The sequence below is a fragment of the Streptomyces boninensis genome (genome assembly GCF_048572725.1).
Classification (GTDB): Bacteria; Actinomycetota; Actinomycetes; order Streptomycetales; family Streptomycetaceae; genus Streptomyces; species Streptomyces boninensis.
In genome coordinates this window covers 8067225-8093754 of sequence record NZ_CP183837.1, presented here as the reverse complement: position 1 = coordinate 8093754, position 26530 = coordinate 8067225, and the positions used below count along the sequence as shown (strand labels likewise).

The 26530-nt window shown below is 71.2% G+C and carries 21 protein-coding genes; 10 read left to right on the top strand and 11 right to left on the bottom strand.

What is annotated here, in order from left to right; translation table 11 throughout:
- Positions 1 to 12 precede the first annotated feature (12 nt).
- A complete protein-coding gene (locus ACNNMR_RS36570) occupies positions 13 to 1470 on the bottom strand; it encodes a pectinesterase family protein (RefSeq protein WP_419998994.1) in 1458 nt (485 codons plus the stop codon).
- Positions 1471 to 1565: 95 nt separating this feature from the next.
- Between ACNNMR_RS36570 and ACNNMR_RS36565 the strand changes: the two genes are divergently transcribed.
- The 7 genes from ACNNMR_RS36565 to ACNNMR_RS36535 all read left to right on the top strand — a co-directional run bounded on the left by ACNNMR_RS36565 (position 1566) and on the right by ACNNMR_RS36535 (position 9729).
- The gene (locus ACNNMR_RS36565) at positions 1566 to 2216 is read left to right on the top strand and encodes a rhamnogalacturonan acetylesterase (protein WP_419998993.1); all 651 of its coding nucleotides are present in this window, start codon (positions 1566 to 1568) and stop codon (positions 2214 to 2216) included.
- 108 nt (positions 2217 to 2324) lie between these two features.
- Positions 2325 to 3938 carry an ABC transporter substrate-binding protein gene (locus tag ACNNMR_RS36560; RefSeq protein ID WP_419998992.1) on the top strand — a complete coding sequence of 538 codons (1614 nt, stop codon included), beginning with the start codon at positions 2325 to 2327 and terminating at the stop codon, positions 3936 to 3938.
- A gap of 44 nt (positions 3939 to 3982) precedes the next feature.
- Entirely contained in the window at positions 3983 to 4936 is a 954-nt protein-coding gene (locus tag ACNNMR_RS36555) for an ABC transporter permease (protein WP_420000611.1), read from the top strand.
- Complete coding sequence (locus ACNNMR_RS36550; RefSeq protein WP_419998991.1) at positions 4933 to 5778, top strand: ABC transporter permease; 846 nt, start codon at positions 4933 to 4935, stop codon at positions 5776 to 5778. The genes ACNNMR_RS36555 and ACNNMR_RS36550 overlap by 4 nt, the downstream gene beginning before the upstream one ends.
- Complete coding sequence (locus tag ACNNMR_RS36545; RefSeq protein WP_419998990.1) at positions 5775 to 6788, top strand: ABC transporter ATP-binding protein; 1014 nt, start codon at positions 5775 to 5777, stop codon at positions 6786 to 6788. The genes ACNNMR_RS36550 and ACNNMR_RS36545 overlap by 4 nt, the downstream gene beginning before the upstream one ends.
- Positions 6785 to 7819, top strand: coding sequence for an ABC transporter ATP-binding protein (locus ACNNMR_RS36540; RefSeq protein ID WP_419998989.1), 1035 nt, complete (start codon positions 6785 to 6787; stop codon positions 7817 to 7819). The genes ACNNMR_RS36545 and ACNNMR_RS36540 overlap by 4 nt, the downstream gene beginning before the upstream one ends.
- Before the next feature lie 59 nt (positions 7820 to 7878).
- Entirely contained in the window at positions 7879 to 9729 is a 1851-nt protein-coding gene (locus ACNNMR_RS36535; protein ID WP_419998988.1) for a gamma-glutamyltransferase family protein, read from the top strand.
- 1 nt (position 9730) lies between these two features.
- On the opposite strand, the gene ACNNMR_RS36530 is transcribed toward ACNNMR_RS36535, so the two are convergent.
- The 9 genes from ACNNMR_RS36530 to ACNNMR_RS36490 form a co-directional block, all read right to left on the bottom strand.
- Positions 9731 to 10696 (bottom strand): sugar-binding transcriptional regulator, encoded by a 966-nt coding sequence (locus ACNNMR_RS36530; RefSeq protein ID WP_419998987.1) that lies wholly within the window; start codon positions 10694 to 10696, stop codon positions 9731 to 9733.
- 73 nt (positions 10697 to 10769) lie between these two features.
- On the bottom strand, positions 10770 to 11750 hold the full coding sequence (locus tag ACNNMR_RS36525) for a D-ribose ABC transporter substrate-binding protein (protein WP_419998986.1): 981 nt from the start codon (positions 11748 to 11750) through the stop codon (positions 10770 to 10772).
- Positions 11751 to 11790: 40 nt separating this feature from the next.
- A complete protein-coding gene (locus tag ACNNMR_RS36520; protein ID WP_419998985.1) occupies positions 11791 to 12960 on the bottom strand; it encodes an ABC transporter permease in 1170 nt (389 codons plus the stop codon).
- A complete protein-coding gene (locus tag ACNNMR_RS36515; RefSeq protein ID WP_419998984.1) occupies positions 12957 to 14498 on the bottom strand; it encodes a sugar ABC transporter ATP-binding protein in 1542 nt (513 codons plus the stop codon). Before ACNNMR_RS36515 ends, ACNNMR_RS36520 begins: the two co-directional genes overlap by 4 nt.
- Positions 14495 to 15166 carry a DUF2291 family protein gene (locus ACNNMR_RS36510; RefSeq protein ID WP_419998983.1) on the bottom strand — a complete coding sequence of 224 codons (672 nt, stop codon included), beginning with the start codon at positions 15164 to 15166 and terminating at the stop codon, positions 14495 to 14497. Before ACNNMR_RS36510 ends, ACNNMR_RS36515 begins: the two co-directional genes overlap by 4 nt.
- Positions 15163 to 16638, bottom strand: coding sequence for an FGGY family carbohydrate kinase (locus ACNNMR_RS36505; protein WP_419998982.1), 1476 nt, complete (start codon positions 16636 to 16638; stop codon positions 15163 to 15165). Before ACNNMR_RS36505 ends, ACNNMR_RS36510 begins: the two co-directional genes overlap by 4 nt.
- Positions 16635 to 17591, bottom strand: a complete 957-nt coding sequence (locus ACNNMR_RS36500) for a transketolase family protein (RefSeq protein WP_419998981.1) — start codon at positions 17589 to 17591, stop codon at positions 16635 to 16637. Before ACNNMR_RS36500 ends, ACNNMR_RS36505 begins: the two co-directional genes overlap by 4 nt.
- A complete protein-coding gene (locus ACNNMR_RS36495) occupies positions 17588 to 18496 on the bottom strand; it encodes a transketolase (RefSeq protein ID WP_419998980.1) in 909 nt (302 codons plus the stop codon). Before ACNNMR_RS36495 ends, ACNNMR_RS36500 begins: the two co-directional genes overlap by 4 nt.
- Positions 18493 to 19530, bottom strand: coding sequence for a sugar phosphate isomerase/epimerase family protein (locus tag ACNNMR_RS36490; protein ID WP_419998979.1), 1038 nt, complete (start codon positions 19528 to 19530; stop codon positions 18493 to 18495). Before ACNNMR_RS36490 ends, ACNNMR_RS36495 begins: the two co-directional genes overlap by 4 nt.
- 141 nt (positions 19531 to 19671) lie before the next feature.
- On the opposite strand from ACNNMR_RS36490, the gene ACNNMR_RS36485 reads away from it, so the two are divergent.
- Positions 19672 to 21159 carry a nucleoside hydrolase-like domain-containing protein gene (locus tag ACNNMR_RS36485; RefSeq protein WP_419998978.1) on the top strand — a complete coding sequence of 496 codons (1488 nt, stop codon included), beginning with the start codon at positions 19672 to 19674 and terminating at the stop codon, positions 21157 to 21159.
- A gap of 13 nt (positions 21160 to 21172) precedes the next feature.
- On the opposite strand, the gene ACNNMR_RS36480 is transcribed toward ACNNMR_RS36485, so the two are convergent.
- Positions 21173 to 23044: a WD40 repeat domain-containing serine/threonine protein kinase gene (locus ACNNMR_RS36480; protein ID WP_419998977.1), complete on the bottom strand. Its 1872-nt coding sequence runs from the start codon at positions 23042 to 23044 to the stop codon at positions 21173 to 21175.
- A 276-nt stretch (positions 23045 to 23320) separates the two neighbouring features.
- Here ACNNMR_RS36480 and ACNNMR_RS36475 point away from each other — a divergent pair, with 276 nt between their 5' ends.
- Positions 23321 to 25435: a PQQ-dependent sugar dehydrogenase gene (locus ACNNMR_RS36475; RefSeq protein ID WP_419998976.1), complete on the top strand. Its 2115-nt coding sequence runs from the start codon at positions 23321 to 23323 to the stop codon at positions 25433 to 25435.
- A 100-nt stretch (positions 25436 to 25535) separates the two neighbouring features.
- Complete coding sequence (locus ACNNMR_RS36470) at positions 25536 to 26483, top strand: sugar phosphate isomerase/epimerase family protein (protein WP_419998975.1); 948 nt, start codon at positions 25536 to 25538, stop codon at positions 26481 to 26483.
- Positions 26484 to 26530 lie beyond the last annotated feature (47 nt).

The following is a 26530-nucleotide window of genomic DNA, read 5'->3' as shown; positions in this document are numbered from 1 at the left end:
GGAAATGCCTGGTCACGAGCGCGGGTCCCAGCCGTCGAGCAGCGTCGCCGGATCGCGCCACTTCGCCGCCTCCGCGGCGTCGAGTTGGCGCGAGCAGGGCAGCCGGCCGGAGACGTCGAGCGGGCGGCCGTCGAGGTCGGTGCTGCCGTGCTCCCAGAAGCGCAGCTTCTCGCCCGCCGCGCAGTCGAAGCCGGTCAGACCCCACCCGACGGCGTCGATGTGGGCGTCCATCTGCGTATCGAGGAAGGCCACCTGGCTGCCGGGGAAGCGGTCGTCGATGCGGCCTAGCAGCACGCTGCCGTCGGGGACGCCATCGGCGCGGGTGAGCTTGGTGCGGAGGAAGACATTGCCGGGGCCGTCCTCGGCATTACGGACCTGGCTGACGTATCCGGTGCCGAGGGACTTGAGCTCGGTGTCCTGGACGAAGACGCCGCCGGTCCCCCAGACGAAGTCCACGTCGCCCTCGATATAGCTGTCGGTGACGAAGGCCCGCCCCTGCAGCCGCAGGCTGTCCTGGTGGCTGAGCACCCGGACCCGGTCCAGCACGATCTTGTCGCCGTTGCCGCGGAAGGCCTCCGCCTGGGAGCCGCCCTTGGGTGTGGTGTTGTGGATGGTGGCGTCCGCGAGCCGGAAGTCGTCGGCGTCGACGCCGAAGGCCGCGCGCCAGCAGTTGAAGCGGTCGGGCTGCGGGAGCACGCGGCGCGGGCAGTAGCTCTGCCGGGCCGGGACGTCGGACATGGCGGCGTCGCCGTTGAGCACGCTGTTGTTGGGATAGCCGATGACGGTACGGCCCGCGCCGCTGCCGCGGACGCTCAGGTGCGGCTTGGTTTGCGGGACGTAGACGATCTCGCGGTACGTGCCCGGCGCCACGTCGATGCGGACGTCCTTGGTGTTGTGCTCCGGCACGAAGTCGACGGCGCCCTGCACGGTGCAGAAGTCCCCGTCGCCGCCCTGGTCGACGGTGAGGCGGCCGGATCCGGGCGCGGGGTGGTCGCGGGTGGTGAAGCGCCAGGCCTGCGGGTCGTCGATGGCCGGCTGCCCGCGGAAGAAGCCCTCGTCGAGGGTGACGTAGTACTCCTGGCCCGGGTCGAGCGGATAGTGCAGGTAGATGGCGGCGTTGCGGCCGTCGCCGCCGAGCACGACCGGCTCGTAGAACCAGCGGTGCACCTCGCCATAGTCGGTCAGCGCCCCGCCGATGCTCTTCTGGTACGTGCCGGGGTCCCCCAGGTCCACGACGTCGACCAGCGTGCCGTCGGCGTGGTGCACCTGCAGCTGGCCGCTGCTGCCCAGGCGCACGGGCTTGTCGAACGTCATCCGCAGTGGGGTGTCGGTGCAGGCCGCCGCGGCGGGCCCGCGCGGCTGCAGCCCGGGCGGCGCGGACCGCGCGTCCGCCGCGGGGGCGGAGACGAGCAGCGCCGCGAGGGCGGCGAGGACCACGACGACGGCCGGTAACGAGCTGAACTGGCGCATGGGACGGGCTCCTTCGCTGGGCGCCGCGCTGCTAGCATGCTGCTGGCATCCCTCTGGTATGCCATGTTCAGGAATGGAAGCACAGTGACGCGTCCATGACCACCCTCCGGGACGGGAAGACCGCGATGACGCCTCGCACGGTGCACATAGCAGGCGACTCCACCGCCGCCGCGAAGCCCGCGTCCGCGGCGCCGATGTCGGGGTGGGGGGTGGCACTCCCCCGCGTTATCGGCGGCGGCATGGAGGTGGCCAATCACGCGCGTGACGGGCGCAGTTCGCTGAGCTTCATCGCGGAGGGACGGCTGGCGGCGCTCGTCGCCGCGCTACGGCCCGGCGACCTGGTGCTGATCCAGTTCGGGCACAACGACCAGAAGACCGAGGACCCCACCCGCTACACCGACCCGGACACCACCTACCGCAGCAATTTGCTGCGCATGGTCACCGCCGCCCGTAAAGCCGACGCCGTGCCGGTGCTGCTCACATCGGTGGAGCGCCGCCGCTTCGGCCCGCACGGCACCGCCCTGTCCACGCACGGCCGATACGCGGACGCGGTACGCGCCATGGCCGCCGAAGAGCGGGCCGCGCTGATCGACGTACAGGCCGAAAGCCGGGCGCTGTGGCAGCGCATGGGGCCCGAGGGCAGCAGGGCGGCCTTCATGCCGGACGACATCCACGTCACGCCGCTCGGCGCCACCGAAGTCGCCCGCATGGTCACAAATGGAATGGCGGCCGCCGGGCTGATCTGAGCGGCCTCTTCAAGATCCGGACGGCGCTCTTGCCTTGCCGACTGTATGCGAAATACGGTCCGCGGTATCCATTCATCATGAACACAACTCCGGTGGAGGTGGGCCTGGATGCGTCGTGCTCGCGCTGCCCTCGCCCTGACAGCGGCGGCGCTGCTGTCCACGGTGGCCGCCTGCGGCTCGCTGCAGGATGCGGCGACAGACATAGGCGGCGTCCGGATGTCCGACGACCGGCCGGTGCGCGACGGTGGCACGCTCACCGTCGCCCTTGCCTCCGATCCCGACAAGCTCGACCCCACGGTCGCGCAGACCCTGGTGGGCCGCACGATCTTCGCGGCGATGTGCGAGAAGCTCTACGACGTCGACCGCAAAGGCGAGCTCACGCCCCAACTCGCCACCGCGCTCCCTGAGATATCCGACGGCGGCCGGACCGTCTCCTTCCCCGTCCGCCGGGACGCCGAGTTCAGCGACGGCACCCGCCTCAATGCCAAGGCCGTCGTCACCTCCCTGCTGCGCCACCGCGACCTCGCCGGCTCCGCCCGCGCCACCGAGCTCGCACCGCTGAAGAGCGCGCGGGCCACCGGCCCGTACGAGGTGGAGCTGAAGCTGAAGCAGCCCTACGAGCCGCTGACGGCCGTGCTCGCCGACCGGGCCGGCATGGTGATGTCGCCGGCCGCGCTGAAGAAGTACGGCAAGAACTTCGGCGGCAACCCCTCCTGCGTCGGGCCCTTCCGCTACAAGGAGCGCGTCGGCGGCAACCGCATCGTCCTCACCAAGGACTCCCACTACTACGACGCCCGCCAGGTCCACCTCGACGAGGTCGTCTACAAGCCCATCCCCGACGGCAATGTCCGGCTCGCCAACCTGCGCTCCGGCGACCTCCAGATCGGCGACCAGATGACCCCGGTCGAGGTGCGCAACTCGGCCGAGGACGACGACCTGCAGCTGTTCAACTCACCCTCGCTCGGCTACCAGGGCCTCGGCCTGAACATCGGCAACGTCCGCGGCCTCGGCGCGAAACCCGGCCGGATCGACACCGCCATCGCCCGGGACGTCCGCGTACGGGAGGCATTCGAGCTCTCCCTCGACCGGGCCGTGCTCAACGAGGTCGTCTTCCAGGGCATGTACGAGCCGGCCTGCGGCCCCGTCTCCCCCCAGTCCGCCGTCGCCCCGGGCCCCGACCCGGCCGACTGTCCCGGGCGGGACGTGCCGAAGGCCAAGCGGCTGCTGGCCGCCGCCGGGGTGAAGGCGCCGGTGCCGGTGGAGCTCAAGGTCTCCACGACGCCCGAGTCGGGCCGCGTCGGCCAGGTCATCCAGGCCATGGCGAAGGAGGCCGGCTTTGCGGTATCCCTGCGGCCCACCGAGTACGCCACGATGCTGGAGGAGACCGACGCGGGCAACTACCAGGCGTATCTGAGCGGCTGGTCGGGACGGCTCGACCCGGACGGCAACATCGCCAGCTTCCTCAAGTCCCGGGCCGCGATGAACACCTACGGCATCGCCGACCCCCGGATGGACGACCTCGTCGAGCGCGGCCGCACCGAACTCGACAAGGACAAGCGCGCCCGCATCTACGACGACCTGGTCAAACGCGCCCGCGACCAGCACGCCCTCATCTACCTCTACCGCCAGAAGAACTACGTCGTCGCCGGCAAGGACGTCGCGGGCATCGACGTCTACGGCGACGGCCTGGTCCGGGTGAAGAACGCGGGGTACGTCCGATGAAGATCTCGCAGCTGAATATCTCGCGGCTTAAGAGCTCCCAGCCCATGCTGCGCTACGTGCTGGCGCGCCTGGGCCAGTCCGCCGTCACGCTGGTCCTGGTCTCGATCGTCGTCTTCGCCGGCATCCGCGCGCTGCCCGGCGACCCCGCGCTGGCCCTCGCCGGCGAGGAGCGCACGCCCGAGATGCTGGCGCAGATCCGCGAGCAGTACGGCCTCAACGACAACATCGTCGTGCAGTATCTGACGTACATCCGCGACGCCGTCACCGGCGACTTCGGCACCTCCACCCGCACCGGACTGCCGGTCGCCGACGGCATCACCGAGGCGCTGCCCGTCACCCTCGAACTCGCCGCGCTGTCGCTGCTGTTCGCGATCACCGTCGGCATCGGTGCCGGCATCGTCGCCGCCGTGCGCCGCGGCAAGCCGGAGGAGTGGCTGGTCAATGGCCTGGCCCTGCTCGGCCTGTCGGTCCCGGCGTTCTGGCTCGGCATCGTGCTGGTGCTGGGCCTGGCCATCGCCGTCCCCGTGCTGCCCGCCTCCGGGTACGTGCCCTTCGGCGTGGACCCGGTGGACAACCTGCGCCGCATGGTGCTGCCCGCCGTCGTCCTCGGCTCGGCGCTGGCCGCGGTCGTGATGCGGCAAACCCGGGCGGCGATGCTCGACTCGCTGTCGGCCGACTTCGTGCGCACCGCCCGCGCCAAGGGCCTGTCGCGCTCCCAGGTCATCCGCGGCCACGCTTTGCGCAACTCCCTGGTCACCGTGGTCACCGTGCTCGGCCTGCAGCTCGGCCATCTGATCTCCGGCGCGGTCGTCACCGAGCAGATCTTCGTGCTCCCGGGCTTCGGCAAGCTGACGATCGACTCGGTGTTCAACCGCGACTACGCGACCCTGCAGGGCGTGGTGCTGTGCACCTCGGCCGCGTACATCCTGATCAATCTGCTGGTCGATGTGGCGTACTCGGTCATCGATCCGCGCATCCGGCTCGGAGGTGCCCGATGATCACCATCGCCGACGACCGGGTACGGGCGCTGCGCAAGAACCGCCTCGCCGTCACCGGCGGCGTGGTCGGCGCCGTCTTCGTGCTGGCCGCGCTCCTCGCCCCGCTGATCGCCCCGTACGACCCGGCGCAGACAGACTTCGACAACATCCTGGGCGCGCCCAGCGCGCAGCACTGGCTGGGCACCGACGACCTCGGGCGCGACCAGCTGTCCCGGATCGTGTACGGAGCCCGCGCCTCGATGCAGGTCGGGCTGCTCGCGGTGGCGCTCGCCTTCGTGATCGGGGTGCCGGTCGGGCTGCTCGCCGGGTACTACGGCAGGTTCGCCGACACCCTCGTCTCCCGGCTCACCGACACGCTGCTGGCCTTCCCTTTCCTGGTGCTGGCGGTCGGCCTGGCGGCGGTGCTCGGCCCGTCGCTCGCCAACGCCACCATCGCCATCGGCATCTCGCAGATCCCCGCCGTCATCAGGATCACCAGGGCGGAGACGCTGCGGCTGCGCGGCGCCGACTACGTGGCGGCCGCGGTCGCCAACGGCGGCGGGGACGGCACCGTCCTCTTCCGCCACATCCTGCCCAACGCCACCTCGGCGCTGACCGTCCAGGCGACCGTCGGCATCCCCACCGCCATCATCGGCGAGGCGCTGCTGAGCTTCCTCGGCCTCGGCGTGCAGCCGCCCGCCCCTTCGCTGGGCGTGATGCTCGCCGGCGCCCAGTCCTTCCTGGCCGACGCGCCCTGGCTGGCGGTCTGGCCGGGCCTCGCCATCGTCGCCGCCACCCTCGCCTTCAACCTGCTCGGCGACGGGCTGCGCGATGTCCTCGACCCCCGTGGAGCGACCCGATGAGCAGTCCGGTTCTGAGCGTGCGCGATCTGAGCGTCTCCTTCGTCTCGGACAGCCGCACCGTGCATGCCGTCGACGGCGTCTCGTACGACCTTCGCGCCGGTGAAGTCCTGGCCGTCGTCGGTGAGTCCGGCTGCGGGAAGTCCGTCGGCGCCATGGCCGCCGTGGGGCTGCTGCCGCCCAGCGCGCGGGTCGGCGGGTCCGTCCGGCTCGGCGGGCGGGAGCTCGTCGGCGCCAGTGAGAAGGAGCTCGGCGCGGTCCGCGGCAAGGAGATCGCCATGATCTTCCAGGAGCCGATGACCTCGCTGAACCCGGTGCTGACCCTGGGCCGGCAGATCGGCGAGGTGCTGCGCCGGCACCAGGGACTCACGCGGAAGGAGGCGCGGGAACGGGCGGTCGAGCTGCTCGACCTGGTCGGCATCCCGGACGCGCGGCGGCGAGTGGGCTCGTACCCGCACCAGCTCAGCGGCGGCATGCGGCAGCGCGTCATGATCGCCATCGCCGTCGCCTGCGACCCGGCGGTGCTCATCGCCGACGAGCCGACCACCGCGCTCGACGTCACCGTGCAGGCCGGCATCCTCGACGTGCTGAAGTCGCTGCGCGAGCGGCTCGGCACCGCGGTCGTGCTGATCACCCACGACCTGGGTGTGGTCGCCGACGCCGCCGACCGGGTGCTGGTGATGTACGCGGGGCGGCCGGTGGAGCAGGCCCCCGTGGACGAGCTGTTCGGGGCGCCCCGGCACCCGTACACGCGCGGCCTGCTCGGCGCCGTGCTCCGGCCCGGCGCGGAGGGCAAGCGGCGGCTGCCGGAGATCCCCGGCCTGGTGCCGAGCCTCGATACGCAGCCGGACGCCTGCACCTTCGCGCCGCGCTGCGCCCTCGCCGACGACCGGTGCGGTGCCGCCCGTCCGGTGCTGGCCGCGGCGGACGACGACGGAGGACCTCACCGTACGGCCTGCTGGCACCCCCAGGACGCCCCGCTCCCCCAGCTGACCGAGGAGGCCGCGAAGTGACGACCCAGGCGACCCAACCCCCTGATGCCGCTACTCCCGTCCTCGAACTCGACGGCTTGGTACGGCACTTCCCCGGTGCCGCAGGCACCGTCCGCGCCGCCGACGGCGTCAGCCTCACCGTGGGCCGCGGCGAGGTCGTCGGCCTGGTCGGCGAGTCCGGCAGCGGCAAGTCCACCGTCGGCCGCTGCGCGGTCCGCCTGGACGATCCGACCGGCGGCACGGTGCGTATCAACGGCACCGACGTCACCCGGCTCTCCCGGCGCGCCCTGCGGCCGCTGCGCAAGGACTTCCACATCGTCTTCCAGGACCCGTCCTCCTCCCTCGACCCGCGGATGACGGTCGGCCGGATCGTCGCGGAGCCCCTGCGGCTGCACGGCCTGGCCCGCGGCGACGCCGCCCGCGCCCGCGTCGGCGAGCTGCTCGGCCAGGTCGGGCTGCGCCCCGAGCACGCCGAGAGGCATCCGCACGAGCTCTCCGGCGGCCAGCGCCAGCGCATCTCCCTGGCCCGCGCCCTGGCCACCGGACCGCGGCTGCTGATCGCGGACGAGCCGACCTCCGCGCTGGACGTCTCGGTGCAGGCCGCCGTCCTCAACCTGCTGGCCGACCTGCAGCGCGAGCGCGGCTTCGGCTGCCTGTTCATTACGCATGACCTGGCCGCCGTCGAGTTCCTCGCCGACCGGATCGCCGTGATGTACCTGGGGCTGATCGTCGAGCAGGCGCCCGCCGCCGAGCTGTTCGCCGACCCCAAGCACCCGTACACCCAGGCGCTGCTGTCCGCCGCGCCGGTGCCCGACCCCGGGGAGCAGCGGGCCCGGGAGCGGATCGTCCTCAGCGGCGACCTGCCCAGCCCGCTGGCGCCGCCGTCCGGCTGCCGCTTCCACACCCGCTGCCCACTGGCCGTCGACCGGTGCCGCACCGAGGAGCCCGCGCTGCGTACGCTGCCCGGCGGCGGGCGGGAGGTGTCCTGCCACCTCGTCGGGGAGGACGGCACCGCCCCGGTGACGGCGGCCGCTGCCGCCCGGGCGACCTGAGCCGCCGCCCGCACCCGTACGCTCGCACCCGTACAGACGACACCGCTAGGAGCACCTTCTTGTTCACCACCCGGCCGACCCTGCAGGGCACCTTCGGCATGGTGTCCTCCACCCACTGGCTCGCCTCGCAGTCCGCGATGGCCGTGCTGGAGGACGGCGGCAACGCCTATGACGCCGCCGTCGCCGCCGGCTTCGTCCTGCACGTCGTCGAGCCGCACCTCAACGGCCCGGCCGGCGAGGTGCCGATCATCCTGGCGCCGGCCGGCGGCGCGGTGCAGGTGCTCTGCGGCCAGGGCCCGGCACCCGCAGGCGCCACCGTGGCGCACTACCGCGACGGCCTCGGCCTCGGCCTCGTGCCCGGCACCGGCCCGCTGGCCCCCGCCGTCCCGGGCGCCTTCGACGCCTGGATGCTGCTGCTGCGCGACCACGGCACCAAGTCCCTGGCCAAGGTGCTGTCGTACGCGATCGGCTACGCCGAGGACGGGCACGCGCCGGTGGAGCGGGTCGGGGAGACCGTCGAGACCGTGCGGGAGCTCTTCGAGGGCGAGTGGGCCTCGTCGGCTGAGGTGTATCTGCCGGGCGGGCGGCCGCCGCGGCCCGGTGAGCTGTTCCGTAACCCGGCGCTGGCCGCCACCTGGCGCCGCCTGGTCGCCGAGGCCGAGGCGGCGGGCGAGGACCGCGTGGCGCAGATCGACGAGGCGCGCCGCATCTGGCGCGCGGGCTTCATCGCCGAGGCGCTGCTGCGGCAGTCCGACCGGCCGACGCTGGACTCCAGCGGCGCCCGCCACACCGGCACGCTGACCGCCGCCGACCTCGCGGGGTTCGCCGCCACATACGAGCAGCCCGCGACCTTCGACTGGAACGGCTGGACGCTGGCGAAGGCCGGCGGCTGGAGCCAGGGCCCGGCGTTCCTGCAGCAGCTCGCGCTGCTGCCGCCGGAGCTGCCGGCGTACGGCTCGGCCGACTACGTGCACCTGCTCATCGAGGGCTGCAAGCTGGCGATGGCCGACCGCGAGGCCTGGTACGGCGACGCCGAGGGCGCCGATCAGGTGCCGCTCACGGCGCTGCTGTCGCCGGAGTACAACGCCGAGCGGCGCACGCTGGTCGGCGAGAAGGCCTCGTACGAGCTGCGCCCCGGCCGCCCGGACGGCGCCGAGCCGCGGATCGCCGCGCACGCGCTGGCCGTCGCCGCCGGGGAGGGCGGCTTCGACGCGCTCGGGGTGGCGGCGGGCGCGGGCGAGCCCACGGTCGCCGTCCACCGCGGACACCCGGCCGGCGAGGAGACCGTCGAGGCCGACGGCACGACCCGCGGCGACACCTGCCACCTGGACATCGTCGACCGCTGGGGCAACATGGTCGCGGCCACCCCGTCCGGCGGCTGGCTGCAGTCCAACCCGGTCGTCCCGGAGCTCGGCTTCCCGCTGGGCACCCGACTGCAGATGACCTGGCTGGAGGAGGGCCTGCCGAACTCGCTGACCCCGGGGCGGCGGCCGCGCACGACGCTGACGCCGTCGCTGGCGCTGCGCGACGGGGTGCCGGTCATGGCGTTCGGTACCCCGGGCGGCGACCAGCAGGACCAGTGGAGCGTGCACTTCTTCCTGGCCGTCGCGCTGCGCGAGCGGGTCCGCGGCGGCCTTGACCTGCAGGGCGCGATCGACGCCCCGAACTGGCACAACGACTCCTTCCCCGGTTCCTTCTACCCGCGCGGCATGCAGCCCGGCAGCGTCACGGTCGAGTCCCGGATGCCCCCGGCCGTGGTGGACGGGCTGCGCGAGCGCGGGCACGACGTGACCGTGGCGGACGCGTGGACGGAGGGCCGGCTGTGCGCGGTCGTCCGCGACCCGGAGACGGGGGTGCTGTCGGCGGCGGCCAATCCGCGCGGCATGCAGGGTTACGCGGTGGGGCGCTGAGTCACTCCGCCAGGAGCTCGCGGGCCACCTCGGCGTCGGTGATCAGGATGTTGATCCAGCCGCCGCGCACGGCGCCGCGGATGGCGGCCACCTTGTTGAGGCCGCCGGCGACGCCGATGCGGCGCTCCACGGCCTGCAGCTGCTCCGGCTCGATGCCGATGATGCGGTCGTTGAAGGGCGCCGCCACCGGCGTCCCGGCGCCGTCGAAGTAGCGGGCGCAGACATCGCCGACCGCGCCGAGCTCCTCCAGCCGCTTCTGGTCGTCGGGCGTGATCGCGTTCCCGGAGCGGCGCAGCAGGGGCGAGGGCTCCAGGGTGCCGATGCCGATGAGGGCGAGGGTGAGCCGGGACCAGACCTTCATGGCGTCGGCCATGGCGGGCTCGCGCCACAGCAGCTCGCACAGCTCGCGGCTGCCGACGAGGGCGGCGGAGGGCGCGAAGACCGGGCGGGCGCCGGTGAGTTCGGCGAGCCGGCTGGTCAGCCGCGTGGCGTGTAGCTGCACCTCCGGGCTGCCGGAGCCGCCGATGATCTGGACGACCTCCTGGGCGACGGACGAGGTCTTGGCGCGCATGACATTCACCGACTCCAGGAGCGTGGCGCTCCAGGACGAGACGCCGATGACGTCGCCGCCCGTGAGGGTCGCGTCGAGGTACGTGGCCGTGGCGGCGGCGAGCGCGGGTATGACGTCCAGGCCCGCGCCCTCCACCTCCACGACCACGGCGTCACGCAGGCCGTAGCGGGCGGCCAGCGCGTCCTCGAGCTCGGCGTGCACGCCCTCGGGAGGCACCACGACCGTGCGCACCACGCCGCGGTCGACGGCCTCTTTCAGCAGACGGGAGACCCGGGGCTGCGACATGTTGAGCTGACCGGCGATCTCGGGCTGCCGGATGCCGCGCTCGTGATACATGCGGGCCACCTTGACCAGCAGCCGCAGATGGTCAGGGCTCGGCGTCGACGCTACCGCCACCGGGCCTCCCTCCTTGATCGATCGGGTGTGCGGGCCGGTCACTGCGCCCGCATCGTATCGCCGCGCCCTTACGTCACTTGCGGGCGAAGACCCCGAACTCGGCCGCGTTCTCCTTGGTGATGAGCTCGCAGTCGATGGCCTGCTTCTCCGGCTTGCCGGTCTTGCCGTCCTTCACGTACTTGTCCGCCTGCTCGACGGCCCGCTCGGCGCCGAGCGCGGCGGGCTGCAGCGCGGTCGCGTGCATGGCGCCCTTCTTGATCTGGGCGATGGCGTCCGGGCTGCCGTCGAAGCCGACGACGATCACGTCCTTCTTCTTGGCCGACTTCAGCGCGGCGACCGCGCCGAGGGCCATGGTGTCGTTGCCGGCGATCACGCCCTTGATGTCGGGGTGGCGCTGCAGGATGGTCTCCATCTTGCTGAAGCCCTCCTGCTGGTCCCAGTTGGCGGTCTGCTTGGCCACCCGCTTCAGGTCGGGGTACTGGGTGAGGACGTCGGCGAAGCCCTTGGAGCGCACGCCCGCGTTGGTGTCGGACTCCTTGCCGGTGAGCTCGACGTAGTCGCCCTTGCCCTTCATCGCCTTCACGAACTCCTGCCCCGCGAGCTGGGCGCCCTGGGCGTTGTTGGAGACGATCTGGGCCTTGGCGATGCCGGTCTGGTTGATCTCGCGGTCGATGAGGAAGACCGGGATGTCGGCCTTGTTGGCTTTACGGACCGGGCCGATCGACGCGTCGGCGCCCGCGTTGTCGAGGATGATGGCCGCGGCCTTGCGGGAGATCGCGGCGTCGATCAACTCGCTCTGCTTGTTGGGGTCGTCGTCGTGCGAGGCGACGGAGGTCTTGTAGCCGAGGCTCTCCGCCTTCTTCTTCGCGGACTCGGCCTCGGCCTTGAAGAAGGGGTTGTCGGGCGAGGGCGTGATGACGGCGATCAGCTTGCCCTTCGCCGAGCCGCCCTCCCCCTTCGCGTCGTCCGACGAGTCGTCGGAGCTCCCGCACGCCGTCAGGACGAGCAGGCCTGCGGCGAGTGCGGCGGTACAGGTGTACGTGCGGTGGAACATGCGGCTCTCCTCGGTACGGGGATACGTGGCGCGGGTGCTTTCAGTTGGACGCGGAAACATCGGTGGGGACCTTCGGCGGCGGCCCGGAGGGCGGCGGTTCGTCCCCGCCCCCGACAGCGACCGCCGAAGCCGCCGCCCTGCGGCGCTGGAAGCGCTGCTGGCTCTGGTCGAGGATCACGGCGAGGATGATCACGGCGCCCTTGATCAGCATCTGCCAGAAGGTCGAGACGCCCAGGATCACCAGCCCGTCCGCCAGGAACCCGATCACAAAGGCGCCGACCAGCGTGCCGCGCACATTGCCGCGCCCACCGGACAGCGCGGCGCCGCCGATCACCACCGCGGCGATGGCGTTGAGCTCGAAGGTGTCGCCGGCCTGCGGCGCGGCCGAGCTCAGTTCGGAGGCGATGATGAGCCCGGACATCGCGGCGCAGGCGCCGGATATCACGTACACGATCATCTTGACGCGCTGGACGGGGACGCCGCTGAGCTCGGTGGCGCGGGCGTTGCCGCCGGTGGCGTACAGCCAGCGGCCGAAGGGCGTGGAGCGGAGCAGGACGACGATCAGCGCGGCCAGCACGATCATGATCCAGACGGCGACGGGGAGGCCGAGCGGGCGGCCTTCGCCGAGCCAGTCGAAGCCGGTGTTGTGGGTGTCGGGGTCGCCGGCGAGGTCCGGGTAGGTGGCGCCGTCGGAGATCAGCAGGGCGGTGGCGCGGGCCACGTAGAGCATGCCGAGGGTGGCGATGAAAGGCGCCACGTTGAGCCGGGTGATCAGGATGCCGTTCACCGCGCCGACCAGGGCGCCGACCGCGAGGCAGATGACGACGACGGCCCAGACCTGCGGGTACGCGACGGTGTCGGCGAAGTTCAGGTGCAGGCCTTGCAGCAGCTCGCCCGCCACCACCCCCGAAAGGCCGACGGTCGAGCCGACCGACAGATCGATGCCGCCCTTCAGGATCACCAGCAGCATGCCGAGCGCGAGGATCGCGTTGATGGCCACGTGCTTGGTCATGGTGATGACGTTGTCGACCGTAAGAAACGAGTCGGACAGCACGCTGAAGACGACGATCAGCACGGCGAGTGCGATGAATGCCCGCAGCTCGAAGATGGAGTTGAGCGTCTTGAGGCGCCTTGCCTCGGCCGCTGCCGCGCGCCGCTGCCGCAGGACGACCTCGTGGTCCTTGGCCTGGGTGGCCTGGGTGTCACTCATTTTTGCGCCTCTTCGGTCGTGTCGGCCCCGTCGGCAAGGCTCATCAGCCGGTCGCGGGTGATCTCGCCCGCGGCCAGGTCGGCGACCAGCCGGCCGCGGACCAGCACCAGCAGCCGGTCGGGAATGTGCAGCGCCTCCTCGGCCTCCGAGGTGGTGAAGAGCACGGCGAGGCCGCGCTCCGCCTGCTTCGTCATCAGCTGGAAGACATCGGCCTTCGCGCCGACGTCCACGCCCCGCGACGGCTCGTCGAGGAGCAGCACCCGCGGCTCGGTCATCAGCGCCTTTCCGATGACGACCTTCTGCTGATTGCCGCCGCTGAGCGAGCCGATGGGCGCGTCGGCGCCGGAGGTCTTCACGGTGACGTCGGAGATCATCGAGGCGACGCCGTCGTGCTCGGCCCGCCGGTTGAGGAACATCCGGCGTACGAACCGGGTCACGGACGCGAGGGACAGGTTCTGCCCCACGGACATCGACTGGACGAGCCCGTCCCGCTGCCGGTCCTCGGGCACCAGCGCAAGACCGTGCTGGATGCGCCGCCGGACGCCGCTCGGGAGCGGCTCGCCGTGCAGCAGCACCTTCCCGGACGCGGCGGGCAGCCGCCCGGCGAGGCATTCGAGCAGTTCGGTGCGGCCGCTGCCCATCAGCCCATACACGCCGACGGTCTCCCCCGCGTGCACGGTCACCGACACCGAGTCGACGGCCAGCCGGCCCGGGGTGGCGGGGTCGGCGACGGAGAGCTCGGTGATCTCAAGGGCGGCGGGGCCGAGGGTGGGTTCGTGGGCGGGAAAGAGGTCGTCCTGATCGCGGCCGACCATCGTCCGTACGACCCAGGCGAGGTCGATGTCCGCGGCGGGCGCGGTGGCGACCATGCTGCCGTCGCGGAGCACGGCGACGTCGTCAGCGAGGGCGAGGGCCTCCTCCAGGTGGTGGGAGATGTAGACGATGGCGACGCCGCCCGCCTTGAGCTCGCCGATGACGTGGAAGAGGACCTCGACCTCGGGGGCGCTGAGCGCGGAGGTGGGCTCGTCCATGATGAGGACGCGGGCGTTCTGGAGGAGGGCGCGGGCGATCTCGACGAGTTGCTGCTGGCCGAGGCGGAGTTCGCTGACGGGCAGTTCGGGGTCGAGCTTGTCGTCCAGGCGGCTCAGTACGTCGCGGGCGAGGGTGCGCTGGGTGGCGCGGTCGAGGAGCGCGCCGCCTTGGCGGGTGCGCTCGCGGCCGAGGAAGAGATTGTCCTGGATGCTGAGGTTGGGGCAGAGGCTGAGCTCCTGGTGGATGATCGAGATGCCGCGGTCGGCCGCTTCGCGGGCGCTGCCGAAGTCGACTACTTCGCCGTCGAGTTCGACGTGGCCGGTGCTGGGGGGCTCGACGGCGCTGAGGATCTTCATGAGCGTGGACTTGCCGGCGCCGTTCTCGCCGAAGAGCACGGTCGTACGGCCCGCGGCGATGTCCAGCGAGACGCCCTTGAGGGCTTGGGTGCCGCCGTACACCTTGGTCACTTCGGCGGCGCGGATGACCGGTGGCGCGGGGGCGGTCACGATGCCTCCGCTATCGCGACCGGGGTGATGGTGAGCACGTCGGGGGTCAGCGGGGTCATGGCGCCGGTGACGGTGACCTTCTTGCCCTTGGCGGCCGCGGCGTCGAAGGACTTGAGGACCTTGGCCTTCATTGCGGTGTTGAGCGCGGTGGCGGCGTCGGCGTAGTCGACCTGGTTGGTGAACTGGCCGAACTTGATGAAGCCGACCGCGTCCCGCAGTGCGGTGCCGTTGATCGCGGGTCCGGTCTGGATCGAGATGCGGGCCTTGTCGACGCCGGGCACGGTGACGGCCATCAGCCCGTCGCGCGCCTCGCCCGCGGTGCCGGTGAGGGTGACGGCGAAGCTGTACGGGCCGGTGCCGGGCCGGTGGCCGTAACGCTTCCCAGCAGCATCGGAATCGGCGGCGATGGCCTTGTGCAGCTTCGGGAGATCCACCGCGTTCTTCTTGATCGCGGGGACTACCTTCGGCTGGTACGTATCGGCGGCGTACTTCGCCGGGCTGAACTTCTCCTTGCCCCCGGACTTGGCCGCGGACTCCGAGCGATAGGTCGTGGTCAGCGCGATGGCCGCGACGAGGAGTACGACGGCGATCAGGCTGCCGCGGCCCGGCGTCAGCCAGCCGCGCGCGGTCCTACGCCGCTCTCCCGGCTTGAGGTCTGCTGTGGTCATGACTTCCTCTGCTTTTCTCCGAGGTCCCGGGCGGCGTCGAGGGCCCGATGCCAGCGGGCGACGGCGGCTCTTCTGCGCTCGGTGTCCCAGGCGGGTCCGAAGGACCGCAGCCCGCTGTCGGCTCTCTCCTCCAGCGTGTCGGTCGTCCACAGGCCGAGCCCGAGCCCGGCCAGCTGCGCGGCGCCGGCGGCGGAGAGTTCGTGATTCTGTGTACGGGCCACGGTGACCTCCGCGACGTCCGCCTGCAGCTGCATGAGCGCGTCGCTGCGGCTGAGCCCGCCGTCGGCGACGACCCGGCGCGCGCCCGGCAGCGCCGCGAGCACATCGCCCACCTGATGCGCCACGGACTCCAGCCCGGCCCGCGCGAGGGCGCCCCGCCCGGTGCCCAGGTCGAAGCCGGCCAGTACGGGCACGGCGCGGGCGTCCCACCAGGGGGCGCCGAGGCCGCCGAAGGCGGGGACGAGCGTGGTGGTGCCGGCGTCGGAGGCGGCCGCGAGGCCGATGATCTCGTCGGGTGACGTCCCGAGCAGGTCCGCCAGCCAGGTCAGTGTGCGGCCGGTGGAGCGGATGTTGGCCTCGTGCGCGAGGGCCGGGGTGCCGGTCGACCAGGCGATCGTGCGGCACAGCCGGTCCTCGGGCGCCGGGCCCTCCGGACCGACCATCGTCATGACGGACGAGCCGGTGCCGTACGTGACCTTGACGATGCCCCGCCGCCATCCGGCGTGCGCGTACAGCGCCGCATGCGAGTCGCCGAGCACCGCCCTGACCGGCGTCCCGTCCAGCAGCGGTTCAAGTCCGCGCACCCCGCCGAAGTCCGCGTCCGACGCGACGACCCGGCCGAGCGCCGCCCGCGGCACCTCGAAGAGCTCCAGCAGCTCGTCGTCCCAGTCCCCGGTCGCGAGATTGAGCAGCTGCGTCCGCGACGCATTGCCGATCTCGGTCACCGGATTGCCGGTGAGGGCGTGCAGGAGAAAGGCGTCCACGGTGCCGAGGCGCAGCGAGCCCGCATCGGCGAGTTTGCGCGACGGATCGTGCCGGTCGAGCAGCGCGGCCATCTTCAGCGCGGAGAACATCGGATCGAGCGGCAGCCCGGTCTTGCGCCGTATCTCCGCGCCCGCACCCGCCCGTTCGAGCCGCTCGGCCCGCTCCGTACCGCGCTGGTCCTGCCAGCTGACCAGCGGCGCGACCGGCTCCCCCGTCTCCGCATCCCACAGCACGACCGACTCGCGCTGCGTGCTCAGCCCGACCCCCGCGACCGTACGCGGATCGACGCCGCCCAGGCAGCCGGCGACCGCCGCGCGCACGCTCGCCAGCAACTCCCCCGCATCCTGCTCCACCAGCCCAGGTCCGGGGTGGCTCTGCGCCAACGACGCCTCGGCCCGGGCGGCGACATCCCCGCGGGCATCGATCAGCAGCGCCTTGGTCGAGCTGGTGCCCTGATCGATGGCGAGGACATGCGGGGGCCGGGTCACCGCGACCGCCCCAGCACATCCCGTACGGCCGCGGCAATCCCATCCGCATTGAGCCCGAAGTGATCCAGCAGAAAGCCGGCGCTCCCGGTAGGCGCAAAGGCGGGCACGCCCAGCATCCGTACGGGCACCGGATGCTGCTCCGCCACCACCTTCGCGACGGCCGCGCCCAGACCACCCGAGAGCAGCCCTTCCTCTACGGTGACAATCGCCCCGGTCTCCCGTGCGGCGGCCACCACGGCCACCGTGTCCAGCGGCTCGACGAAGGTCATATTGAGCACCCGCGCCGAGACGCCTTCCCGCCCGAGGGCCGCCGCAGCATCCAGCGCCCGCGAGACCATCGAGCCCGCCGCGATCACGGTGACGTCACCGCCCGCGGCCAGCAGAGTGGCCCGTCCGGCCTCGAAGGCCGCGCCCGCGGGCGTGACGGCAGGCACCTTGAAGCGCGGCACCCGGATATACGTCGGCACCCCCGACTCAGCGGCCCAGCGCACCGCGCTCCGCGTCTCCGCCGGATCCGCGGGCACGATGATCTCCAGCCCCGGCACCGCCCGCATCCAGGAGATGTCCTCGATGGCATGGTGAGTCGGCCCCAGCTGCCCGTACGCCATCCCCGGACTCTGTCCGCACAGCACCACATGCCGCCAGCTATAGGCGACATCCGCCTTGATCTGCTCCAGCGCCCGCCCGGTGAGAAAGGGCGCGGCGGCGGAGACGAAGGGGATGAACCCGGCGTTGGCCAGCCCGGCCGCGACGCCGACCAGGTCCTGCTCCGCGATCCCGACATTGATCAGCCGGTCGGGGAACTCCTCCCGGAACCCGACCAGATTGCTGGACCCGACCGAGTCATTGCACACCGCCACGATCCGGTCGTCCGCCCGCGCCAGCGCGCTCAGCTCGTCCGCGAAGTCCGCCCGGCAGTCAAAAACCGGCGCCTCGGCCGCCATGGCGGTCATCGCGGCAGCTCCTGCAGCGCCTGCTGGACCTGTTCGGCCGTGGGCACCTTGTGATGCCACTCGACGCGGTCCTCCATGAACGAAACTCCCTTGCCCTTCACGGTGTTGGCGATGACTGCGACAGGCCTGCCCGTAGTCGACCTTCCGTACGCCTCCTTGATCGCCCGATGGTCGTGACCGTCGATGACGCGCACCTCCCAGCCGAAGGCCGCCCACTTGTCGGCCAGCGGCTCCAGCGTCTTGGTGTCCTCGGTACGGGCGCCCTGCTGCAGCCGGTTGCGGTCGACCACGGCCGTCAGGTTGGCGAGGCCGTGGTGGGCGGCGGTCATGGCGGCCTCCCAGTTGCTGCCTTCCTGCAGCTCGCCGTCGCCGAGTACGACTAAAGTCCGCCAGGTCTCTCCGCGCAGCTGGGCGCCGAGGGCGCAGCCGGTGGCGACGGGGAAGCCGTGGCCGAGCGGTCCTGTGTTGGTCTCGACGCCGGGGACCTTGAGCCGGGCCGGGTGGCCGTTGAGCGGCGACAGCGGCGCCATGAAGTCACGCAGCCGGGCCCGCGGGAAGAAGCCGCAGGAGGCGAGCGTGGAGTAGAGGGCGGCGGCGCAGTGGCCCTTGCTGAGGACGAAGCGGTCGCGCTGCGGGTGGGCCGGGTCCTCCGGGTGCAGCTCCAGGGTGCCCCACAGGGCGGTGACCAGCAGGTCGGTGACCGAGAGGTCGCCGCCGACGTGGCCCATTCCGGCCGTACGGATGGTGGTCAGGATGTCGCGCCGTACCGCCGCGGAGAGCTGCGCGAGCTCCTCGGCCGCTTCCGCCGGGGGCGCGGCGCGCAGGCGGGCGCTGCGGTGGCGGTAGTCGTCGGCGGCGGCCTCGTCGGAGGTCAGCGGGTCGGCGGCCGATGCTGTGATGGTCACGCGGACTCGCTCTCGGCCAGAGCGCGGAACAGCGCCCGCTTGGCGATGCGCTGCGCGCCGAGGGCGTCCTGCGCGGCCTGGGCGGCGGCGAGCTCGTCCCGGTCGAGGTAGCCGAGCGCGCGGTGGAAGGCGCGCATGGTGCGAATTCCCGTACGGGCCGCCTCGACCGGATCCTCCCGGAACGGGAACTGATCCAGCTGCCACACGCCCTCCCACCCGGCGTCCTGCAGCGCGAAGAAGAACTCGAAGGTCTCCAGCAGGTGCACGGACCCGACGACCATGTCGTCGTCCCAGCCGCGGAAGTTGTCATTGACGTCGATGGCGAAGAGCTTGTCGCGGGCGATCGCCATCCGGGCCGCCTCGGCGGGGGTTTCGCCGCCGTAGAGCGAGTGGCCGAAGTCGAGCAGCACTCCGACGTTTTCCACGCCCATGTCCTGGATGGCGAGGAGGGTGCGGGCGACGGAGGAGAAGACCATCCGGTTGCGCGGCTCGCGCGGCTTGTACTCGATCGCGAACTTCAGGTCGGGGAAGCCCTGGGCGAGCTCGCGCAGGGCGTCCACCGACTTGCCCCACAGGTCGGTGTAGTCGGCCTGGAAGGGGTAGTCGTAGCCGTCCTGCCCGGGCCAGACCTTCACGTAGTCGACGCCGAGCTCGCGCCCGACCTCGGCCGAGCCGGCGACGAGGTCGATGGCCTGGCGGCGGACGGCGGGGTCCGGGTTGGTGAAGCCGCCCTTGGCGAACTTCCCGGTGTAGAACTCCGGCGTCACGGCGATCGCCCGCAGCCCCTCGTCCGCCAGCGCCTGGCGCACCTCGGCGGTGCTGATGTCCCCTGGTGGGAAGGGCCAGTTCAGGTCGAGTACGGACAGGTCGCCGACGGCTCCGGCGAGCTTGATGCCGTCGAGGATCGTACGCGGCTCGCCGTACCCGTCCGTGGCGTAGCGGTCGACGTAGGTGGCGAAGTGCCAGACGCCGGCACCGTAGACCGGCTCGCCGCCATCAGGCTCCTGCATGTCTATGCGCCCTTGAGTCAACATGCGATTCAAGCTACGAACGCGGAGTCGGACACGTCAACCCCTGGGTCGTACCTGTCACTTGACAGTCCTTGCGGCCGCCCCCAGCATCCATGCATGTCGACTCAAGGCTGAATAGACCTGCAACCTGGAGGGCTGCGGCGCATGAAGCGAGCGATACGAACCCTGGTTCCGGCACTGACCACCGCCCTGGCGGCCGGCCTCTTGGCGGCCACTCCTGCGGCGGCCGAACCAGCCGCGGCGGCCGACGCGAAGAAGCCCCGCGCCATCGTCATGTCCGACCCCGAACTGGACGACCAGAACACGCTCATCCGCTACCTGCTCTACAGCAACGAATTCGACACGGAAGCCCTGCTCTACAGCAGCAGCGGCGTCCACTGGGCGGGCGACGGAAAGGGCACGAAATGGTTTGTGCCGGGCCGTGAATACACCCGCTTCGGCCTGAACCTCTGCCCCTGCACCTCATGGCGCTGGAAGCCCGGCGAGCGTTTCATCCACGAGGCGGTGGACATCTACGCGAAGACGTACCCGAACCTCCGCAAGCACGCCGCCGGCTACCCGAAGCCGGCGGACCTGAGGTCGCGCATCCTCAACGGCAACATCGAATTCGACGGCGACATCTCCAAGGACTCCCCCGGCTCCGACCGCATCCGCCGCGCCCTCCTCGACCACCGCCCCGGCCCGCTCTACCTCCTCACCGGCGCAGGCCAGAGCACGATCGCCCGCGCGCTGAAGTCCATCAAGGACGAGTACGAGCACACCCCGCAGTGGCCCGCCATCTACCGCAAGGTGTCGGAGAAGGCGGTCATCCAGTCCTTCGGGGATCAGGACGACATGTACGCGAACTACATCAAGCCGAACTGGCCGAACATCGAATTCCGCGATATGGCGACGGACATCTGGGGCTACGGAGCGCGCGACGCTGTGCGTCCGGAGGACGCCAAGTACCTCTCCGCGAAGTGGACAAGGGAAAACGTGTCGAACGTCGGCCCCTTCGGCGACTTCTACCGCGTCTGGGGCGACGGCAGGCAAATGGTCCCCGGCGACATCTTCGACCACTTCGGATACTCCGGCCTCACCACCGAGGAGCTCCGCGCCAAGGGTTACGTCGTGTGGACCCCGCCGCAGGAAAAGGGCTCGTGGATCTCCGAGGGCGACACCTCGATGTACCTGAACCTCCTCGACACCGGCCTCCGCGGCTACCAGGACGCCACCCACGGCTACGCCGCACCCCGCTGGTTCGCCTCGGCCCAGCAGGACTTCGCCGCCCGACTCCGCTGGACGGTCACCCCGCGCCACCGCGACGCCATCCACGCGCCGGTCGCCCGCGTGACGGGAAGGCAGGACCGCAGCGTCCGCGCGGGCCAGGAGGTCACGCTCAGGGGCGCGGTCACCGATCCCGACCGCGATGCGCTGAGCAGCCGCTGGTGGCAGTACGAGGACGCGGACACCTACCCGGGCAGCGTCTCGATTACGGACAGTTCAGCCGCCGCAAGCCGCCCCGCGGCACGCCTCCGCGTCCCCGCGGACGCGAAGCCCGGCCAGACCATCCACCTCATCCTGCAGACCGCGGACGACGGCTCCCCCAGCCTGACCTCGTATCAGCGCGTGGTCCTGACCGTGCGCAAATGAGGCAACACGGCACTCACAGCCGCCACAGCCAGCAGCCGGCCACGTCGTCGCCCTGCGTCACACCGTTCTTGCACGTCGCGACGGTCTTGCCGTCCGGGCTGAGCGCGGGGACTCCGCTGTCGGGCTCGTCGCCGGTGACGGTGGTGATCTCGCGGGCGGTGGCCGCGTCCCAGACGCGGACGCCGTATCCGCCGTCGGACAGCAGCTGCTTGCCTGCCCGGTCGAACGCCACCTCGCCGGTCGACGTCGCAACGAAGGTGGCCGCGACCTTGCCCGTGGCCGTGTTCCACGTGCGCACTCCGCCCCGACTGCCCGACGCGAGCCTTTTGCTGTCCGGACTGAAGGCCAGGCCCATGACATTCTCGTTCAACAAGGGGTGAAGGACGCGGCCGCTGCGGGCGTCCCACAGCCAGCTCTGGGGGCTGTCCTTGCCGTCCACTCCGGCGGAGGCGCCGACCGCGACCAGCTTTCCGTCGGGGCTGTACGCCATGCTCCACAGCCGCGCCTTCGCCGCGCCGTCGCGGTTCTCGCGCCCGGCCAGGGTGGTGGTGACTTTGCGGGAGGCCACGTCCCAGAGGCGTACGACGCAGTCCTCGTCGCCGACCGCGAGCGTCTTGCCGTCTCCACTGAACTGGATGGCCATCACCGGCGACCTGCTCTTGAGCCGGTCGAGGACGACTCCGGTGCGTGCGTCCCGTAGCGCCACCGCGGCTTCGCTGCCGGTGGCGAGCAACTTGCCGTCAGGGCTGAAGGCCAGGCCGCTGGTGAAGTCCTTGTTCGGTGCCTCGGCGGTCATCTTGCCGGTCGAGGTGTTCCACAGCCGCAGGATCCCCTGGTGCACGGCGAGGAGCTCCCCGCCCGCGGGGCTGAACAGCACGGAGAACGTCGGCTCGTCGCTCAGCTGCCGCTTGTCGTCCTCCGGCCACAGCTTTACGGCGGCCGTGGCCGCAGCGGCTGCCGCCACCGCGCCGAAGCCGCCGAAGAGGACGGCGCGGCGCGGAATGCGACGGGCGGCCGACGGCTCGCGTTCCGTCTCGACCCTGGTGCGTGGCGGCCTGGGCGCCCGCTCGGTCGGCGGCTCGGAAGGCGCGGGCGCGGACTGCCCGAGCAGCGCGGCCGGCTCCGGCCGCTCCGCCGGATCCTTGGCCAGGCAGGACTCGATCAGCATACGCAAGGAGCCCTCGACACCCTCCAGCCGCGGCGGCTCGCTCAGGATCCGATGCGCGATCGCCGGAATCGCCCCGGCCGCGAACGGACTGCTCCCGGTCGCGGCGAACCCCAGCACACAACCCAGCGAGAAGACGTCGCTCGGCGGCCCCACCGCATCGTCGCGGATCTGCTCCGGCGACATGAAGGAGAAGGTCCCGACCACCACACCCGTCGACGTGAGCGCGCTCGCGTCCAGCAGCTGGGCGATGCCGAAGTCGATGATCCGCGGGCCGTCATCCGTCATGATCACATTGCCCGGTTTGAGGTCCCGATGGACCAGCCCGCACGCATGCACCGCCTCCAGCCCCTCCGCGAGCCCAGCCGCCAGCGCCCGTACCTCCGCATCCCCCAGCGGCCCCCGCTCAGCCACCAAGTCATGCAGCGACACCCCATCAATGAACGCCGTAGCCAGCCACGGCGACTCGGCCTCCGGCTCGGCCCCCACGACCTGCGCCGTATGGAATCCCCCCACCCGCTGCGCCGCCTCCACCTCCCGCGCGAAGCGGCGGCGGAACTGCGGGGACCTGGCGTGCTCCGGCCGGATCACCTTGACCGCGACCTTCCGCCCGCCGGGCGAGAAGCCCAGGAACACCTGCCCCATCCCGCCCTCCCCCAGCCGCCCCTCGATCCGGTACGGGCCGATCTGCCGGGGATCGCCGGGGCGTAGCGGCTCCATCGGCACCTGCCTTCACGGGGTCGGGAAAGGCCGACGTCAGGGAGCCGTCGGGCCCGGGGCCCTCGACATGATGGCAGCTGGCGTCAAGGAACAGGGCTGATATTGCGCCGAGTTGGAGCGCGTACGGCCGTTTGCCCTCTGCCGAGACAAAGTTGGACCAATTACGGTCATAGCCATTGGCGTCCCGGCGGAAGCCGTCTAATCTCCACCACGCCGACGTCGCGCCCCACAGGTGACGTTCGAACGACATGTCGCTCGAGCCCCAGGGGAGGGGACATGCTTCGAAGATTCAGCGTGTTATTGGCAGGTGTCGTGAGCGCCGCGCTGCTGACCACGCCCGCGGTGTCGGCCATGCCGACCGAGCCGCAGGCGCAGCCCGCTCAGCAGCAGGCGCCGCCGCCGGACTCCGAGTTCGAGAAGGTCACGCTCAACGACCGGCCCGGCGAGCCGATGGACCTCGCCGTGCTGCCGGACAGCCGGGTCCTGCACACCACCCGCGGCGGGCAGGTGTGGCTGAACGACCCGGACACCGGGGTGAACAAGCTCGCCGCGCAGTTCGACCTGTACCAGCACGACGAAGAGGGCCTGCAGAACATCGCGATCGACCCGAACTTCAAGAAGAACCGCTGGGTCTACGTCTACTACTCGCCGCCCCTCGACACCCCGGTCGACGACCCGGTGACGCCCGCCAACGAGGGCGACGCGCCCTTCGAGGGCACAAAGGCCGACTGGGACCGCTTCAAGGGCCACCTCCAGCTGTCACGCTACAAGTTCACCGGCGACAAGATCGACATGGGCAGCGAGCAGAAGATCATGCAGGTGCCGGTCGACCGCGGCATCTGCTGCCACGTCGGCGGCGACATCGCCTTCGACTCCGCCGGGAATCTGCTGCTCACGACGGGCGACGACTCGAACCCGTTCCAGTCGGACGGCTACGCACCGATCGACGAGCGCCCCGACCGCAACCCGGCCTTTGACGCCCAGCGCACGTCGGCCAACACTAATGACCTGCGCGGCAAGATCCTCCGCATCAAGGTCAGGGGCAATGGCTCGTACGGCGTCCCCAAGGGCAATCTCTTCAAGCCGGGGACGGCCAAGACCCGGCCCGAGATCTACGCCATGGGCTTCCGCAACCCCTTCCGCGTCGAGATCAACAGGGAGACCGACGAGGTCTACATCGCCGACTACTCCCCCGACGCACGCGAGGCCAACCCGGCCCGCGGCCCGGCCGGCACCGGCCGGTGGGTGTCGCTGAGCAAGGCGGGGAACTACGGCTGGCCGTACTGCGCCACCGCGAAGCTCCCGTACACCGACTACGACTTCGCCACCCAGAAGTCCGGCGCGCCCTTCGACTGCGTCAACCCGGTCAACGAGTCCCCGCACAACACCGGCCTGACGAAGCTGCCGCCCGTGCAGCAGCCCGAGGTCTGGTACTCGTACGGCCAGTCCGCCGAATTCCCCGGCCTGGGCACCGGCGGCATCGCGCCGATGGCGGGGCCCGCGTACGACTACGACCGGAAGGTCGCCGGCCGCAAGGGCTCGGTGGCGTGGCCGAAGTACTACGACGGCGTGCCGCTGTTCGCCGAGTGGTCGCGGGACTACATCAAGGAATTCCGGCTCGACAAGGACGGGGCCGTCAAGGACATCAACCCGGTGGTGGCATCACTCGGCAACCCTGTCGTCGACAACCCCATGGACCTGGAGTTCGGCCCGGACGGAGCGCTCTATGTCCTCGAGTACGGCGACGGCTACTTCCAGGAGAACGCGGACGCCCAGCTGTCCCGGATCGACTACATCGGCCCCGGCGGCAACCACGCGCCGAAGGTGAAGATCGCGGCGGAGCCGACGAACGGCCTGGCGCCGCTGACGGTGAAGTTCTCCAGCGCGGGCACGGCCGACCCCGACGGGGACCGGATCCGGTACGCCTGGGACTTCAACGGCGACGGCAGGACGGACTCCCGCACCGCGAACCCGTCGCACACGTACCGCACCGACGGCACATACAAGGCGACCCTGCAGGTGACCGACGAGCACGGCCGGGCCGCGGCCTGGGACGTGGACATCACCGTCGGCGACCAAGCGCCGAAGGTGACGCTGGTGAAGCCTGTCGAGGACCAGGCGTTCCACTTCGGCGACGCGGTGGACTTTGAAGTCACGGTCTCCGACGAGCAGCCGGTGGACTGCACGAAGGTGCAGGTGCACTACATCGTCGGCCATGACACGCACGGACACCCGCAGACGACAGCCGCGGGCTGCACCGGCACGATCCAGACGACACCGGTCGAGGGCCATGACCCGGCCGACCCGCACGTGACCGGCGTGTTCGTCGCCGAGTACACGGACCCGGGCGGCAAGACGGGCAGCGCCCAGGTCGTGCTGGACCCGTCCTGAGGGACATCGCAAACGCCGGGGTGTCCTGCCGCCGCAGGGCACCCCGGCCCCTGCCCCCACACCACCCCGGAGTTCCGGTCACTCATCCAGGAGTATCGCCATGGCCTCCAGCACCTCCCGCCGCCGCTTCCTCGCCGCGGCGGCCGCCACCGCCGTCGCCGCTACGGGCACGGGCGCCCTCGCCACCCCCGCCGCGGCCGACTGCGGCCGCCGGCTCATCCCGCGCGGACGCATCGGCCTGCAGCTCTACAGCGTCCGCGACAAGATCCAGCAGCTCGGCTTCACGCCCGTACTCGAAGAGCTGGCCCGGATCGGCTACCAGCGCATCGAATTCGCCGGCTACACCTCACCGGCCGAGCCCGGCATGACCATCCCGCAGCTCCGCAAGCTGCTCGACGACAACGGCCTCAAGGCCTCTGGCAGCCACATCGGCCTGGACACGCTGCTGAACAAGGGCACCAGGGAGCAGCAGTTCGAGATCGCCGCGGAGCTCGGCATGAGCTACATCGGCACCGCGAGCGACTTCCCCGGCGCCACGATGGCCGAGATCCAGGCGGGCGCCGCCCGCTTCAACGAGGCCGGGAAGGTGGCGCGGAAGTACGGCCTGAAGATCTACCAGCACAACCACACCGCGGAGTTCGGCCCGGTCTCGGACAAGGCGGGCGTGCGCCGCTACGACGTCTTCCTGAAGAACACCGACCCGCGCTACGTCTTCCTGGAATTCGACATCCTGTGGGCCCACGGCGGCTCGCTGCGCTACCGCGACCAGCTCGGCGAATTCAAGCCCGTCAACTACGTCAACTCCGACCCGCGCCGCTTCATCGCCTTCCACGTCAAGGACGGCGTCCGGGACCCCGCGGTGACGAACCAGTACCGGGACGTGGTCTTCGGCGCCGGCGAAATCAACTTCCGCAAGTTCTTCGGCGCCCTGCGCGAGCCCGGCTACCCGCTCTACTTCTGGGAGCAGGACCGGGCGCCCCTGGAGCCGCAGGGCTCGCTGTGGGCGGCGGAGACGAGCTACGACGCGATGGTGGCGCTCCGCGGCTGATCACGTTCTCATGCATAACCCTTGTCCACATCCGTGAACCCGTGTCA